This window comes from Halomonas garicola (assembly GCF_031935715.1).
GTDB lineage: Bacteria > Pseudomonadota > Gammaproteobacteria > Pseudomonadales > Halomonadaceae > Vreelandella > Vreelandella garicola.
This window is the reverse complement of the sequence record NZ_JASSZF010000009.1, coordinates 1-15,066: the sequence shown is the minus strand read 5'-3', so window position 1 is coordinate 15,066 and position 15,066 is coordinate 1. Positions and strand designations below refer to the sequence as shown.

13 protein-coding genes are annotated in these 15,066 nt (G+C 66.4%); 11 read left to right on the top strand and 2 right to left on the bottom strand.

Going from position 1 to position 15,066, the window contains the following annotated elements; all coding sequences use genetic code 11:
- The first annotated feature begins 187 nt into the window (after positions 1-187).
- The 11 genes from ffh to RS027_RS04990 all read left to right on the top strand — a co-directional run bounded on the left by ffh (position 188) and on the right by RS027_RS04990 (position 11,622).
- A complete protein-coding gene (gene ffh, locus RS027_RS05040; protein WP_311954838.1) occupies positions 188-1,648 on the top strand; it encodes a signal recognition particle protein in 1,461 nt (486 codons plus the stop codon).
- A gap of 203 nt (positions 1,649-1,851) precedes the next feature.
- Positions 1,852-2,100, top strand: coding sequence for a 30S ribosomal protein S16 (gene rpsP, locus RS027_RS05035; RefSeq protein WP_311954837.1), 249 nt, complete (start codon positions 1,852-1,854; stop codon positions 2,098-2,100).
- Positions 2,101-2,132: 32 nt separating this feature from the next.
- Positions 2,133-2,702 (top strand): ribosome maturation factor RimM, encoded by a 570-nt coding sequence (gene rimM / locus RS027_RS05030; protein WP_311954836.1) that lies wholly within the window; start codon positions 2,133-2,135, stop codon positions 2,700-2,702.
- 2 nt (positions 2,703-2,704) lie between these two features.
- The gene (gene trmD, locus RS027_RS05025) at positions 2,705-3,490 is read left to right on the top strand and encodes a tRNA (guanosine(37)-N1)-methyltransferase TrmD (protein WP_311954835.1); all 786 of its coding nucleotides are present in this window, start codon (positions 2,705-2,707) and stop codon (positions 3,488-3,490) included.
- Between the two features lie 181 nt (positions 3,491-3,671).
- Positions 3,672-4,025: a 50S ribosomal protein L19 gene (gene rplS, locus RS027_RS05020; protein WP_311954834.1), complete on the top strand. Its 354-nt coding sequence runs from the start codon at positions 3,672-3,674 to the stop codon at positions 4,023-4,025.
- 117 nt (positions 4,026-4,142) lie between these two features.
- Positions 4,143-5,024: a site-specific tyrosine recombinase XerD gene (xerD, locus tag RS027_RS05015; RefSeq protein WP_311954833.1), complete on the top strand. Its 882-nt coding sequence runs from the start codon at positions 4,143-4,145 to the stop codon at positions 5,022-5,024.
- Positions 5,025-5,030: 6 nt separating this feature from the next.
- Positions 5,031-5,765, top strand: coding sequence for a DsbC family protein (locus tag RS027_RS05010; protein ID WP_311954832.1), 735 nt, complete (start codon positions 5,031-5,033; stop codon positions 5,763-5,765).
- 107 nt (positions 5,766-5,872) lie between these two features.
- Positions 5,873-7,189, top strand: coding sequence for a homoserine dehydrogenase (locus RS027_RS05005; protein WP_311954831.1), 1,317 nt, complete (start codon positions 5,873-5,875; stop codon positions 7,187-7,189).
- Positions 7,190-7,193: 4 nt separating this feature from the next.
- Positions 7,194-8,582, top strand: a complete 1,389-nt coding sequence (thrC, locus tag RS027_RS05000) for a threonine synthase (RefSeq protein WP_311954830.1) — start codon at positions 7,194-7,196, stop codon at positions 8,580-8,582.
- Positions 8,582-10,378, top strand: coding sequence for a single-stranded-DNA-specific exonuclease RecJ (locus tag RS027_RS04995; protein WP_311954829.1), 1,797 nt, complete (start codon positions 8,582-8,584; stop codon positions 10,376-10,378). Before thrC ends, RS027_RS04995 begins: the two co-directional genes overlap by 1 nt.
- A 47-nt stretch (positions 10,379-10,425) precedes the next feature.
- A complete protein-coding gene (locus tag RS027_RS04990) occupies positions 10,426-11,622 on the top strand; it encodes an MFS transporter (RefSeq protein ID WP_311954828.1) in 1,197 nt (398 codons plus the stop codon).
- Positions 11,623-11,763: 141 nt separating this feature from the next.
- Here RS027_RS04990 and RS027_RS04985 read toward each other — a convergent pair whose 3' ends face one another.
- Complete coding sequence (locus tag RS027_RS04985; RefSeq protein ID WP_311954827.1) at positions 11,764-14,370, bottom strand: heavy metal translocating P-type ATPase; 2,607 nt, start codon at positions 14,368-14,370, stop codon at positions 11,764-11,766.
- The gene (locus tag RS027_RS04980) at positions 14,367-14,780 is read right to left on the bottom strand and encodes a MerR family transcriptional regulator (RefSeq protein ID WP_311954826.1); all 414 of its coding nucleotides are present in this window, start codon (positions 14,778-14,780) and stop codon (positions 14,367-14,369) included. The genes RS027_RS04985 and RS027_RS04980 overlap by 4 nt, the downstream gene beginning before the upstream one ends.
- Positions 14,781-15,066 lie beyond the last annotated feature (286 nt).

Here is a 15,066-nt window from a genome sequence, read left to right as displayed (position 1 = left end):
ACCGCTGCGCCGCGCGGGCAATCATAGAGGTATGCCGCCAGCTTACGGTAACTGATCGCCTACTATAACGAATCCTTGCAGTCTCGCACAGCGGTGGCGGATGGAGACTCGCGGCGCCAGCGCGTATAATGGCCGCCATCTTGTCCAGGGCGCTTGCGTCTGGTGACCAAAAGGGGGACTAACGCCCATGTTTGAAAATCTTAGCGACCGTCTATCGCAGACGCTGAAGTCGATCAAGGGTCAGGCGCGCCTGACCGACGATAACATCAAGGATACCCTGCGCGAGGTGCGCCGCGCGCTGCTGGAGGCCGACGTCGCCCTGCCGGTAGTCAAGGCCTTTGTCGACCGCGTGCGCGAGCGGGCGGTGGGCCAGGAAGTGTCGAAAAGCCTCTCGCCGGGCCAGCAGTTCGTCAAGATCGTCCAGCAGGAGCTGGAAGCGATCATGGGCGAGGCCAACGAGAGCCTGGTGCTCAAGGGCCAGCCGGCCTCGGTGCTGATGGCCGGCCTCCAGGGCGCGGGTAAAACCACCTCGGTGGCCAAGCTGGCGCGCTTTCTGCGCGAGCGCGAAAAGAAAAAGGTGCTGGTGGTGTCCGCCGACGTTTACCGGCCCGCCGCCATCGACCAGCTGGAGACGCTAGCGAAGGAAGTTGAGGTGGACTTCTTCCCTTCGGACTCCGGGCAAAAGCCGGTGGATATCGTCAAGGCGGCGATGCACCACGCCAAAATCCAGTTCCACGACGTCGTGCTGATCGACACCGCCGGCCGGCTGGCCGTCGATGAAGCGATGATGGAAGAGATCCGGGCGCTGCACCAGGCGGTGACACCGGACGAAACCCTGTTCGTGGTCGACGCCATGACCGGCCAGGACGCGGTGAACACCGCCAAGGCCTTCCACGAGGCGCTGCCGCTTTCCGGCGTGGTGCTGACCAAGGCCGACGGCGATGCCCGGGGCGGGGCGGCGCTGTCGGTGCGCCACATTACCGGCAAGCCGATCAAGTTCATGGGCATGGGCGAGAAGGTCGACGCACTGGAGCCGTTCCACCCTGACCGGGTGGCGTCGCGGATCCTTGGCATGGGCGACATGCTCTCGCTGATCGAGGAAGCCGAGCGCACCGTCGACAAGGACAAGGCCGAAAAGCTCGCCAAGAAGGTCAAGAAGGGCAGCGGCTTTGATCTGGAAGATTTCCGCGAGCAGCTCCAGCAGCTCAAGAAAATGGGCGGCATGGGCGGTCTGATGAGCAAGCTGCCGGGTATGGGGCAGATGGCCGAAATGGCCCAGGGCCCGGGGCCGGAAAAGGAGCTTGGCAAGCTGGAGTCGCTGATCAACTCGATGACGCCCAAGGAGCGCCACAAGCCCGAGATCATCAACGGCTCGCGCAAGCGGCGCATCGCCGCCGGCGCCGGGCTGCAGGTGCCGGACCTCAACCGCCTGCTCAAGCAGCACAAGCAGATGCAGAAAATGATGAAAAAGGCCGGCAAGAAAGGCGGCATGCAGAAGATGATGCGCGGCATGGGCGGCGGTGGCAGCATGCCCGGAGGTATGGGCGGCCCCGGTGGCATGGGCGGCCCCGGAGGCATGGGCGGTCCTGGCGGCATGGGTGGCCCCGGCGGCATGGGCGGCGGCCCGGGCGGTGTACCCCGGCGCTGACGCTGCCGGCTTTTCGCCGCGCAGGCTTTCCAAAACCGGCGCGGTTACGTAGAATGCGGCCTCTTCATGCGTGGGTGATGCGCTTTGGCGCCGCCCGTGAAGGCGTTAACAAGCACTTATATCCCGACAGAGCGCGCGTGTCCGGTACGGGCATACCCCGCGGCGGCGCGCTCTAGTCACCTCAACCGAAGGATATTGTTCGTATGGTTACCATTCGTTTGGCACGCAGCGGCGCCAAAAAGCGTCCTTTTTATCACCTGTCCGTGACCGATTCGCGTCGCGCGCGCGACGGCCGCTTCATCGAGCGCGTGGGCTTTTTCAACCCCGTCGCCCGGGGCCAGGAAGAGCGTCTGCGCATCGATCTGGACCGCATCTCCTACTGGCAGGGCCACGGCGCGCAGCTGTCCGACCGCGTGGCCGAGCTGGTCAAGGAAGCCGGCAAGCAGGCCTGAGGGCGCTGCCGTGCTGTTAGGTGAGGTGCTTGATGTCTGATCCCGCGCGCCCTACATCCCCGTCCGACGCAAGTCGCGTGGCATCGGAGGACTGCGTGGTGCTGGGCCAGCTGACAAGCCCCCACGGTATTCAGGGGTGGCTTAAGGTGTACGCCTACACCAGCCCCGCTGACAGCATTTTTGACTACCCCGAATGGTGGGTGCGAAAAGGCGGTCGCCTTTTATGCTACCGCGTCATTCAGGGGCGCCGGCAGGGCAAGGGGCTGGCGGTTCAGCTTGACGGCGTGAATGATCGCAGCGCGGCAGAAGCGCTGGTGGACGCAGACATCGTCATGCCCAAGGACGCGCTCCCCGAGCTTGCCGACGACGAGTACTACTGGCACGAGCTTGAGGGCCTTGCGGTCTTCACCCGTGCCGGCGAACGGCTGGGGCGGGTTGCCGGCCTGTTCGAGACCGGCGCCAACGATGTCATGATGGTGCGCGGCGACCGCGACGCCATTGATCGGCGCGAACGCCTGCTGCCGTATCTGCCCGGTGACGTTATCACCGCAGTGGATCTGGACGCCGGCGAGATGCACGTCGACTGGGATCCGGACTTTTGACGTTGGCTAATGCCGCAGCGCCGGGCCTATGGGTCGGCGTAGTGTCATTGTTCCCCGAGATGTTCGGCGCCCTGACCGGCCACGGCGTGACCGGCCGGGCGGTGGAAAAGGGCCGGCTGGCGCTTGAGTACTGGAACCCCCGGGACTACGCTACCGACCGCCATCGCAGCGTCGATGACCGCCCCTACGGCGGCGGCCCGGGAATGTTAATGAAGGTCGACACCCTGCGCGGCGCCATTGCCGATGCCCGCGCCCGCGCCGAAGAGGCCACCGGCCTTGCGCCGACGGTGATCTACCTCTCGCCCCAGGGCAAGAAGCTCGACCAGCAGGGCGTGCAGGCGCTGGCCGCCCAAAGCCCGCTGGTGGTAGTGGCGGGGCGCTACGAGGGCATCGACGAGCGCGTGGTCGAGCGTGACATCGACGAGGAATGGTCGATCGGCGACTATGTGCTGAGCGGCGGCGAGCTGCCGGCCATGGTGCTGATTGACGCGGCGGCAAGGCTGATCCCCGGGGTGCTCGGGCATCAGGACTCCGCCGTCGAGGATTCATTCAACCAGGGGCTTTTGGACTGCCCGCACTACACGCGCCCGGAAGTGATCGACGGCGCGCGCGTGCCCGAAGTGCTGCTAAGCGGTGACCACGAAGCCATCAGGCGCTGGCGGCTGAAGCAGTCGCTCGGGCGTACCTGGCTGCGGCGACCGGAGTTGGTCGACCGGCAGACCCTGGAGAAAGCGCAGCGCCGGCTGCTGGATGAATTCATCGAAGAGAACGCGTTGTCCCCCCGCTAGACGGTTGGCCAGCTAAACGGCCGGCCGGAGGGGGCGCGCGGCGGTGCAGGGCGAAGGCCGGTAGCCACGCACCTGCGTCACCCATGACGACTCCCGCGCACTCGCATCGAGCGCCGGGATCACGGTTTGCCCACCCACAGCAGTACGCGGCAGGCCACCACGACATATCAGGAGCAAGACGATGAGCAAGAACAAGGTGATCCAGGCGCTTGAAGCCGAGCAGATGGAAAAGGAAATGCCGGCCTTTGCCCCGGGGGATACCATCTCCGTGCAGGTCAAGGTAAAAGAAGGCAGCCGCGAGCGCCTGCAAGCGTTTGAAGGCGTGGTGATTGGCAAGCGCAACCGCGGCCTGAACTCCGCTTTCACCGTGCGCAAGGTCTCCCACGGCGTTGGCGTCGAGCGTACCTTCCAGACCTACAGCCCGCTGGTGGATTCCATCCACGTCAAGCGCCGCGGTGACGTGCGTCAGGCCAAGCTCTACTACCTCCGCGAGCGCAGCGGCAAGTCCGCGCGCATCAAGGAAAAGCTGGCGTAAGCCCGCCTTTCGCCAAGCCTTCGGGCCGCTTGATGACCCCGTCACCGCTTTGCGGGGCGGGGTTTTGCTTGTCTGCCCGCCTGGGGCATGACTCCCCCAAGCCAAAGGCCGGTGCCCATGGATCTGATTGATGCCTTCCTCGATGCCCAGTGGCTGGAGCGCGGCGCCAGCGAGCATACCCTGGCCGCCTACCGGCGCGACCTGACGGCGTGGTGCCGGGTGCTGAACGACGCCGAAGAGTCCCTGAGGGCGCCGCCGCCGGAGAGGCTGGTGGCGTGGTTCGAGGCGCGCAGCGCCGAAGGCTACCAGCTGCGCAGCAACGCCCGTCTGCTTTCGACCCTGCGCAGTTTTTACCGCTGGGCGCGGCTGACCGGGCAGGTAGCAAGCGATCCGCTGGCGGGCATTCGCCTGCCGCCGGTGCGGCCGGGCCTGCCCAACGTGCTCGACGAAGACGAAGTCGAGCGGCTCATGGCCGCCCCGGACACCGGCGCGCCGCTTGGGCTGCGCGATCGCACCATGCTGGAGTTGCTCTATGCCTGTGGCCTGCGCGTCTCCGAGCTTGTAGGCTTGAGCGTTGACGCCGTGAACCTGCGCCAGGGGGTTGTGCGGGTGCGCGGCAAGGGCGACAAGGACCGGTTGGTGCCGCTGGGCGCCGAGGCCGCCCACTGGCTTGAGCGCTACATCGACGCCGCGCGGCCGGCGCTGATGCAGGACGTCACGCGCCCGGCGCTGTTTCCCGGGCGCGGCGATAAAAGCATGACGCGCCAGACGTTCTGGCACCGCATCAAGGCCCATGCGCTGCGCGCGGGCATCGCCACGCCGCTGTCGCCGCACACCCTGCGCCACGCTTTCGCCACGCATTTATTGAATCATGGCGCCAATCTGCGTGTCGTACAGCTGCTGCTGGGGCATAGCGACTTGTCCACCACGCAGATTTACACGCACGTTGCCCAGGCGCGTCTTGAGCAGCTGCACGCTGAACACCATCCACGAGGTTGAACGATAATGGGTCGACATTTTCTTTTCCGTCTGGCGTTTGCCGGCGCGCTGCTCCCAGGACTTGCCGCCGCTGCCCCCGCGCCCGATACGCTGACCGATTCGCTGCGCATCAACGGCCAGAAGGTGCCGGTGGAAAGCGTAAGCGACACGCCGCTGGACGGCATTTACCACGTTGAGCTCAAAGGCGGTGAGTCGTTTTACGCCAACGCCGACGGCAGCTACTTCGTGGTAGGCGATCTGTACCATAACGAGGGCGACAAGCTCACCAACCTCAGCGAGCAGGAAAAAAACCAGGAGCGCGCCGAGGCGCTGGCGGACGTGCCGGACAGCGAACGCGCGATCTATCGCGGCGTGGATGAGCCGCGCGCCACCGTCACGGTGTTTACCGACACCAGCTGCCCGTACTGCACCCGGCTGCACGAAAGCATCCCCGAGCTCAACGAGCGCGGCATTGAGGTCGACTACCTGGCCTTTCCGCGGGGCGGCATGCAAAGCGCGGCGGCCCGGGTCATGCAGCAGGCCTGGTGCAGCGACAACGTAAGCGAGGCGCTCAGCCAGGCGTTTGACGATGAAACGCTCAGCGCCGGTGCCGGCTGCGACAATCCGGTGGCCAAGCAGCACCAGCTGGGCCTGGAGCTCGGGGTGAAAGGCACCCCGGCGATCGTTCTGCCCGACGGCACCATGGTGCCGGGCTTTGTGCCGCCCGAGCGGCTGGCCGCCATGCTGGGGCTTGACAGCTAGCCAGGCCCTGGGCCACAGCGCTAACCAAACGCAACGTGACATCATGCTGACTGCACCGGTCGATGGCCTTATCAGGCGCCGGTGCGCAACAAAAAAGGGGATTTATTGTGAAACCGGTGAGAGTAGGCATCTGTGGTCTGGGCACCGTGGGCGGTGGCACCTTCAACGTACTGACGCGCAACGCCGAGGATATTGCGCGCCGGGCGGGCCGGCCGATTGTGGTGGAGCAGGTCGGGCATCGCAGCATTCATCCGGACTGCGACATCACCGGTATCAAGGCCACCGGCGACGTCTTTGAAGTGGCCGCCAACCCTGACATCGACGTCATTGTCGAGCTCATCGGCGGCTACGACCTCGCCCGAGAGCTGGTGCTCACCGCGATTGAGAACGGCAAGCACGTGGTCACCGCGAACAAAGCGCTGATCGCCGTTCACGGCAACGAGATATTCCAGGCCGCTCACGAGAAGGGCGTTATCGTCGCCTTCGAAGCGGCCGTCGCCGGCGGCATTCCGGTGATCAAGTCGCTGCGCGAAGGCCTGGGCGCCAACCGCATCGAGTGGGTAGCCGGCATCATCAACGGCACCGGCAACTACATCCTCACCCACATGCGCGACGAAGGCCGCGCCTTTGAGGACGTGCTCGCCGAGGCTCAGGCGCTGGGCTACGCCGAAGCCGACCCCACCTTCGACGTCGAAGGCATCGACGCTGCGCACAAGCTGACCATCATGGCTTCCATCGCCTACGGCGTACCGCTGCAGTTTGACAAGGCCTACACCGAAGGCATCGGCCGCATTACCGCTGAAGACGTCGAGCAGGCCGATAACCTGGGCTACATGATCAAGCACCTGGGGATCGCCAAGCGCACCGATAACGGCCTGGAGCTGCGCGTGCACCCCACGCTTGTGCCCAAGGAGCGCCTGCTGGCCAACGTTAGCGGCGTGAAAAACGCCATTGCGGTGATGGGCGACGCCGTCGGCCCGACGCTTTACTACGGCGCCGGCGCCGGCGCCGAGCCCACGGCCTCGGCGGTGATTGCGGACATTCTCGACGTCGCCCGCGACATCAACACCGCGCACCCGTACCGCGTGCCGTACCTTGCCTTCAGCGGCGTCAATGAAGACATGGACGCCCCGGCGATCATGCCCATGGAAGAGATCACCACGGCCTACTACCTGCGCCTGCTGGCGGTGGACCGCCCCGGCGTGCTGGCCCGGGTGGCGACGATCCTTGCCGAGCACGGCATCTCCATCGAGGCGCTGATCCAGAAGGAAATCACCGAAGGCGAGCTGGTGCCGATCATCATGATGACCCACCGCACCAAGGAGCGGCAGATGAACGACGCCATCCGCGAGATCGAGTCCATGGCCGATATCGCCGGCGCGGTTACCCGTATCCGGGTGGAGAGCCTGGACGAAGGAGAATAACGCCATGCGCTATATCAGCACCCGGGGCGAGGCCCCGGCGCTCTCCTTCGAGGAGGTCGTGCTCACCGGCATGGCAAGCGACGGCGGCCTCTACGTGCCGGAAACGCTGCCGTCGTTTACCCGTGACGCTCTGGCCGACATGGCCGGGCTGTCCTACGCCGACATTGCCTTTCGCGTGATCAAGCCCTTCGTCGGCGGTGAAATCGACGACACCACCCTGCACCAGCTGGTGGCGGAGGCCTATGCTACCTTCAGCCACGACGCGGTGGTGCCGCTCAGGCAGCTGGACGCCAACCACTTCCTGCTCGAGCAGTTCCACGGGCCCACGCTTGCGTTCAAGGACGTCGCCCTGCAGCTGCTCGGCCGTATCCTCGATCACTTTCTCAAAAAGCGCGGTGAGCGCGCGGTGATCATGGGTGCAACGTCCGGGGATACCGGCTCGGCGGCGATCGAGGGCTGCCGCCACTGCGACAACCTCGATATCTTCATCCTGCACCCGCACCGCCGCGTGTCGGAAGTGCAGCGCCGCCAGATGACCACGGTGCTGGCGGACAACGTCTTCAACGTCGCCATCGAGGGCAACTTCGACGACGCCCAGGCCATGGTGAAGGCAAGCTTCGCCGATCAGACGTTCCTCAACGGCACCCGGCTGGTGGCGGTGAACTCGATCAACTGGGCGCGCATCATGGCGCAGATGGTCTACTACGTCGCCGCCGGCGTCGCCCTGGGCGCGCCCCGCCGCGAGGTGAGCTTCTGCGTGCCCTCGGCCAACTTCGGCAACGTCTTTGCCGGCTATATGGCCTACAAGATGGGGCTGCCGGTGAAGCAGTTCATCGTTGCCACCAACGCCAACGACATTCTGCACCGCACCCTTGCCGACAACGACTTCTCCAAGCGCGAGCTGGCGGCGACCCTGGCGCCGTCCATGGACATCGTGGTGTCGTCGAACTTCGAGCGCCTGCTGTTTGACGCCTACGACCGCGACGGCCGCGCGGTGGCCGCGCTGCTGGAGCGCTTCCAGCACGAGCCCGCGGCCCTTGCCGACGCGCCCCTGGCCAAGCTGCGCCAGAAGTTCTCAAGCCACAGCGTGGACGACGCCACGATCCTTGAGGTCATCCGCGAGGCCCACCGGCGCACCGGCGAGCTGCTCGACCCGCACACCGCCACCGGCTACCGCGCCGCCGAGCGCGCCCGGGCGGACGCCGCCACGCCGATGATTACGCTTGCCACCGCGCACCCGGCCAAGTTTGCCGACGCCGTGATCGAGGCCGGCTTCCCCGGCGTTGAGCTGCCGCCGCACATGGAAGGTCTGCTCGAGCGCGAAGAGCGCTTCGCGGTGCTGCCCGCCGAGCTTGCCGCCGTGCAGCGCTTCGTTGCGGAAAACCGCCGCTGATGAGCGTACTGGCAGAGCTACCCCAGAGCATGGCCCGGCCGCGCCTGGAGCCGCGACCCCAGGACCCGGACGTCTACGCCCGGGCGAAGGCCGAAGGGCTCACCGCGCTTCAGGCCCGGCTTCTGGCCTCGCGGCTGCCGGGCTACGCCGAGCCGCTGGGCCCGCTGGTGACCCCGGGGCTGCGCTATCTGGCGCACCCGGAAAAGCTCGCCGACGGCCGCCGGGCTGCCGAGCGCATCGCCCAGGCGGTGACCGAAGGCGAGCACATCGGCATTCTTACCGACTACGACGTCGACGGCATTACCTCCCACGTGGTGATCCGGCGCACTTTGGTTGAGCTGTTTGGCGTGCCGGAAAGCAAGCTCCACAGCCTGATCGGCCACCGCATTCACGACGGCTACGGCATCAGCCTGCCGCTTGTCGAGCGCACGCTGAACCTGACGCCGCGGCCGACGCTTGTGATCACCGCCGACTGCGGCAGCTCCGACGAGCCGCGCATTGCGCGCCTGGCGGCGGAAGGCATCGACGTGGTGGTCAGCGACCACCACGCCCTGCCCGAAGAGGGGCCGCCGGCCTCGGCCTACGCCTGCGTGAATCCCACCCGCAGCGACTGCGACTACCCCGATGCCACCATCGCCGGCTGCATGGTCGCCTGGCTTGTGGTGTCGCTTGCCCGTGGAGTGCTCATCGAATGGGGCGCGCTACCGGCCGCCACGCCCAAGCTCTCGCCCTGGCTATCGTACGTGGCGCTGGGCACCGTGGCCGACTGCGTGTCGCTCGGCGCAAGCCCGGCCAACCGCGCGGTGGTTACCCAAGGGCTCAAGCTGATCAACCGCATGGAGGCGCCGTGCTTTCGCGCCATGGCCGAGCGGCTGGGACCGGACAGCGTGCCGTTCGACGCCGAAACCCTGGCGTTTCAAATGGGCCCGCGCATCAACGCCCGCTCGCGCCTGGACGACCCCTACGCCGCGCTGCACTTCATGCTCGCCGAAAGCGACGCCGTGGCGGCCCGCCAGCTTGGCATCCTTGAAGACGACAACCAGTCGCGCAAGGCCATCGAGGCGGAGATGGCCGCCGAGGCCCGGACGCTTGCCGCCGAGTCGCTCGCCGCCGATGAAAAAGCCATCGTGGTGTTTGTCGAAGACGGCCACCCGGGAGTGCAAGGCATCGTTGGCTCGCGGCTGGTGCAGGCCTACGGCCGCCCGGCGCTGGTGCTCACCCGGGCATCGGCGCCGGGCATGCTCACCGGCTCCGGGCGCTCGATTGACGGCCTGCACCTGCGCGACGCGCTCCAGCGCACCTTTGAGCTCGCCCCCGAGGCGCTGCCGCGCTTTGGCGGGCACAGCGGCGCGGCGGGCATCGGCCTGCCCGAAGAGCGGCTGGCCGAGTTCAAGGCGGCGTTTTTGCGCGCGGTGGAAGAGCAGCTGGGCGATGCGCCGCTTTATCCCAGGCTCTGGACCGACGGCGAGCTTGAGGCCGGCCAGCTGGACCTTGCCACCCTTGGCGAGCTGGAGGCGCTCGGCCCCTACGGGCGCGAGTTCGACCCGCCGCTGTTTGAAGGGCGCTTTATCGTCGACTCCCTGCGCCCGGTGGGCGCCGACGGCACCCACCTGATGATGGAGCTTTCTGCTGGCCCCATCACGCTCAAGGCCATCTGGTTTCGCGCGCTGACTCCCGGGGAGCTTCCGGCTTTCGCCATGGGCGATACCCTGCACTGCGCCTACAAGCTCAACCGCAACCGTTTCCGCGGCCGCGAGAGCCTGCAGCTGATGGTCGAGCACGCCGAGCCGCTTTGAGCTCCCACGGTGCCAAGCGACGTATTGACTGACTCAAGGACCGGCTGATGCCCGTATTGTCGAATACTCATGCGCCGTCGCCGCTGGCCTTTCTGGGCCCGGCGTTTGCCTTTCTGGCGGTGATGCTGGGCACCACGCTGCCCACGCCGCTGTACCCGATCTATCAGGCCGAATACGGCTTTTCCCAGCTGGTGATCACGGTGATTTTTGCCGTCTACGCCATCGGCGTGATCGGCGCGCTGGTGGTGACCGGGCGCTGGTCCGATCAGCTGGGCCGCCGGCCAATGCTGCTGGCGGGGATGCTGATCGCGGCGGCGAGCGACCTGGTGTTTCTGGTCGGCGATAGTCTGGGCATGCTGCTTGCGGGGCGAATGATCTCGGGGGTGTCGGCGGGGATTTTTACCGGCACCGCAACGGTGGCGGTGATCGAGCTTGCCCCCGAGGCGTGGAAGCCCAGAGCAACCCTGGCCGCTACCGCGGTTAACATGGGCGGGCTGGGGCTTGGCCCGCTGGTTGCCGGCATATTGGTGACCTGGCTGCCGGCGCCGCTTGCGCTCTCCTACGCGCTGCACCTGGCGCTGCTGGCCGTCGGTATGCTGCTGGTCTGGCGCGCGCCGGAGACCGTGGCCCGCAAGGCATCTTTGGACCTGCGCGTGCAGCGCCTGCGCATTCCGCCCCAGGTGCGCCGGGTGTTTGTGCCCGCCGCGCTGGTGGGCTTTGCCGGCTTCGCCGTGCTCGGGTTTTTCAACTCCATGGCGCCGGCCTTCATGCAGGAAGTGCTGGGCGAGCCGAACCTGGCGCTCATTGGCCTGGTGGTGTGCCTGGTGTTTATCGCCTCGACGGTGGGGCAGTCGCTGCAGGGACGGGTGGCGCCCCAGTGGCGGCTGCCGCTTGGGTGCATGACGCTGCTGATCGGTGCTTCGCTGATCGGCGCGGGGATTTTTGCCGCCAGCATGGCGACGTTTTGCGGCGGCGCGCTGCTGGCCGGCACCGGCCAGGGAATCGGCTTTCGCGCCGGCATGGGGGCCATTGCGGCGGCTTCGCCGGCGGACCAGCGCGGCGCGGTGACGTCGGCGTTTTTTGTCGTCGCCTACGTGGCGCTGTCGATCCCGGTGGTGGGCATCGGCCTTGCCACCAGCCGTTTGGGGCTGGTGGCCACCGGCACCGGGTTTGCCGGGCTGGCCGCGCTCCTGTGCGGCGTGGCGCTGGTGCTGGTGCTGCGCATCCCGCGTGGCGATACCTGACCCCTTCAGCGTGAAGTTGCTTTGCGAGCGATTTTTACCCCGCCGTGGTCGCCCTGACCGCGGCCTATGTCGATTGGCTCAGCCAGAACCAGTAGACGATAAAGCCGATCAGGCCAAGGCCTGCAAGGTTAACGATGACGTTCATGCGGCCTCCTTCTGTTCCCGAGTCTCGGTGCCGTTGCCGGTGCTGCCGTCGGCAGCGCCTTGGCTAGCGGCGCTTTCCTCGCCGCGCGGGGTGAACAGCCGCAGGCGGTTGGCGTTGCTCACCACGGTGATCGACGAAAGCGACATGGCGGCACCGGCGATCATCGGCGAGAGCAGCATGCCGGTCAGCGGGTAGAACACCCCGGCGGCAATGGGAATGCACAGGGCGTTGTAGCCAAAGGCCCCGGCCAGGTTCTGCTTGATGTTGGTAAGCGTGGCCTGGCTGAGCTCGATCGCCGTGGCGACGCCGTGCAGCGAGCCGCGCATCAGCGTCATGCCCGCGCTTTCAATCGCCACGTCGGTGCCCTGGCCGATGGCAAAGCCGACGTTGGCCCGGGCCAGCGCCGGGGCGTCGTTGATGCCGTCGCCGACCATGCCGACGATGTGGCCTTCCTTTTGCAGCCGCTCGATTTCCTCGTGCTTGTCCTCGGGCTTGAGGCCGGCGCGGCAGTCCTCAATGCCCACTTCGTCGCCCACGGCGCGGGCGGTGTGGCGATTGTCCCCGGTGAGCATGATCACGTGCAGGCCGTCATCCTTAAGCCTTGCAATGGCGCTTTTGGCATCGTTGCGCACCGGGTCGCTGATGCCGAACAGCGCGGCGAGCTCGCCGCCCACGGCAAGGTAGACGATAGTGCGCGCCTTGTGCTCGAGCGCCCGGGCGCTGTCGCTGCCGGCACTGAGGTCAATGCCTGAGTCTTCCAGCAGCCGGGCGTTGCCCAGCAAGAGCTCGCCCTCATCGCTTTGGGCCTTGACGCCGCCGCCGGTAACGCTGTCAAAGTCGCAGATGGCGGCGGCTTCGGCGCCTTTTTCTTCCTGGCAGTAGCTGAGCAGGGCGGTGGCCAGCGGGTGCTCGGAGCCTTGCTCAAGTGCGGCAACCAGCCCGAGGACTTGCTGCTCGTTGCCGGCGCGGCCTGTATCAAGTACTTCCGCCTCGGTGACGCGGGGGTTGCCTTCGGTCAGGGTGCCGGTTTTATCCACCACCAGCGCGGTGAGCTTGCTTGCGGTTTGCAGCGCTTCGCCGTTTCTCACCAGCACGCCGTGCTCGGCGGCCTTGCCCACGCCGATCATGGTGGAAATCGGCGTGGCCAGCCCCAGCGCGCAGGGGCAGGCGATGATCAGCACCGAGGTGGCCGCCACCAGCATGTGGATCACCCGCTCGTCCGTGCCGAAGTTGAACCAGGCAAGAGCGGTGAGTACGGCGATGATCATCACCGAGGGCACAAAGACGCTTGAGACCCGATCGGCCAGATCGCCGATGGGCGGGCGCGAGCCCTGAGCGCTTGCCACCTGCTGGGTAATTTGTCCCAGGCGGGTATTGTCGCCCACCCGGGTGGCGCGGTAGACCAGCCCGCCCTTGCCGTTGACCGTACCGGCGCTGACCTCACTGCCTTCGTTCTTGGCCACGGGAATTGGCTCGCCGGTGAGCATGGACTCGTCGATGTGGCTCTGGCCTTCGGTGACGTCGCCGTCCACCGGCAGGCGCTCGCCCGGGCGCACGCGGATATGATCGCCTTCCTGCACGGCGTCGATATCGACTTCCTGCTCCTCGCCGTCGCGGATCACTCGGGCGGTGCGGGTCTGCAGGTCCAGCAGGCGCTTGAGCGCGTCGCTGGTGCGTCCCCGGGCCTTGAGCTCCATGGCGTTGCCCAGAAGGATCAGCCCGATGACCATGGCCGAAGCTTCAAAATAGATCCCTCGGGCGGCTTCGGGGAGCCAGGGGCCCAGCAGCACCACGACCATGGAATAAAGCCAGGCGGTGCCGGTCCCCATGGCCACCAGGGTATCCATGTTGGCCTGGTGGCGCTGGGCGTTTTTCCACGCGCTGGTGAAAAAGTGCCGGCCGGGAAAGGCCATGATGGCCAGGGTCAGCGCGCCGATCACCAGCCAGTAAAGCCGTCCGCCGCCGACCGGGTCGGGGTGGTAGACAAACATGCTGGCCATGAGCGGCACGGCCAGGGCCAGGGAAGCGATGCTGCCCCTGAGGCGCTTTTTGTAGTCCCGAGCTTCCTGCTCCGCCCGGGTGATTTCGGCGTCGCGCACGTTCACTATCGGCTCGGCGTCGTAGCCGACGCCCTGGACGGCATCGATCAGCGCGCTTTCTTCGGCGCTGCCCGTCACCTCGGCGGTGTGGGTGCCGAAGTTGACCGCGGCCGAAGTCACGCCCGGAGTGCGCTCGAGCGCCTGTTGCACGGTTTTCACGCAGCTGGCGCAGGTCATGCCGCTGACCGCCAGGCGCGTTGTCGCGCCGTCGGCGGATTTCCCGTGGCTGTCGGCAGTGCCGGCGGCGTCCTTGGCCGGCGCTTCGGCGCGATCAGCGTCGCTGGCCACAGGGACATCAGGGTCGCCGGGCGGAAAGCCGGCGTCCGCCAGGGCGCGGTCGAGAGCGTCACCGTCAAGGGCGGCGGTCACGTCCAGGCGCTTTTCGGCCGGGGTGCCGACCACCTCGGCGCAGTCATCGTGGGCCTCAATAGCCTCACGCATGCGCTTGACGCAGCCCTGGCAGTTCATGCCGGGCACGTAGCGCGTTAGTGTTTGCGACTTCATGGCGTCTCCTCGGGAAAGCTTTCGATCAGGCGGCATACGCTGTGGCCGTCCGGGGTGCCGTCGGGCATATCCTGCCAGCTGACAAGGGCCGCCTCCATGCGCGTGGCCAGGGCCTCGAGCTCGGCGATGCGGGCGCGGATGCGCGGCAGGCGCGAGGCCAGCAGGTCGCGCACCAGCGGGCAGGGCGAGTCGCCCTGGTCGGCGTGGGCCAGGATGTCGCGGATTTCCGCGACGCTGAAGCCCAGCATACGCGCCCGCTGGATGAAGCCCAGGCGTTCAAGATCGTAGTCGTTGAACAGCTGATAGCCGTTATCCGGATGACGCTCGGGCGAAAGCAACCCCTCGCGCACGTAGTGGCGCACGGTTTCGGCGGTAACGTCCGCCCTGCGGGCAAGTTCGCTGACTTTCACTGGCGTTCCTCCTGGCGGCATCAAGCTAAGTGTGCTCGTAGTATAAAACCCTTGTGTTACACAAAGGTCAAAGGATGGCGGCGAGATGTGCCATGGCCATCGATACCTGCAGGTTTTTAGTTTATGACAATGAGGCGAATAATCTTTATTATTGGCGCTTTCTTAGGGGGCGTTAACAATTAGGCCAGCCATATGGCGGCTGACACGAGGCAGAGGAGTGACTGGTAGTTTCTTGCCAGTCGCTCATAGCGTGTAGATAACCGCCGGAACTTCTTGATTTTCTGAA

What these genes read in the sequence shown, in the direction of transcription:
- RS027_RS04995 (WP_311954829.1), top strand. Translation starts at nt 8,582, where the DNA reads ATGAGCGTACTGGCAGAGCTACCCCAGAGCATGGCCCGGCCGCGCCTG.
- rpsP (WP_311954837.1), top strand. Translation starts at nt 1,852, where the DNA reads ATGGTTACCATTCGTTTGGCACGCAGCGGCGCCAAAAAGCGTCCTTTT.
- RS027_RS05010 (WP_311954832.1), top strand. Translation starts at nt 5,031, where the DNA reads ATGGGTCGACATTTTCTTTTCCGTCTGGCGTTTGCCGGCGCGCTGCTC.
- rplS (WP_311954834.1), top strand. Translation starts at nt 3,672, where the DNA reads ATGAGCAAGAACAAGGTGATCCAGGCGCTTGAAGCCGAGCAGATGGAA.
- thrC (WP_311954830.1), top strand. Translation starts at nt 7,194, where the DNA reads ATGCGCTATATCAGCACCCGGGGCGAGGCCCCGGCGCTCTCCTTCGAG.
- RS027_RS04990 (WP_311954828.1), top strand. Translation starts at nt 10,426, where the DNA reads ATGCCCGTATTGTCGAATACTCATGCGCCGTCGCCGCTGGCCTTTCTG.
- RS027_RS04985 (WP_311954827.1), bottom strand. Translation starts at nt 14,370, where the DNA reads ATGAAGTCGCAAACACTAACGCGCTACGTGCCCGGCATGAACTGCCAG.
- xerD (WP_311954833.1), top strand. Translation starts at nt 4,143, where the DNA reads ATGGATCTGATTGATGCCTTCCTCGATGCCCAGTGGCTGGAGCGCGGC.
- ffh (WP_311954838.1), top strand. Translation starts at nt 188, where the DNA reads ATGTTTGAAAATCTTAGCGACCGTCTATCGCAGACGCTGAAGTCGATC.
- rimM (WP_311954836.1), top strand. Translation starts at nt 2,133, where the DNA reads ATGTCTGATCCCGCGCGCCCTACATCCCCGTCCGACGCAAGTCGCGTG.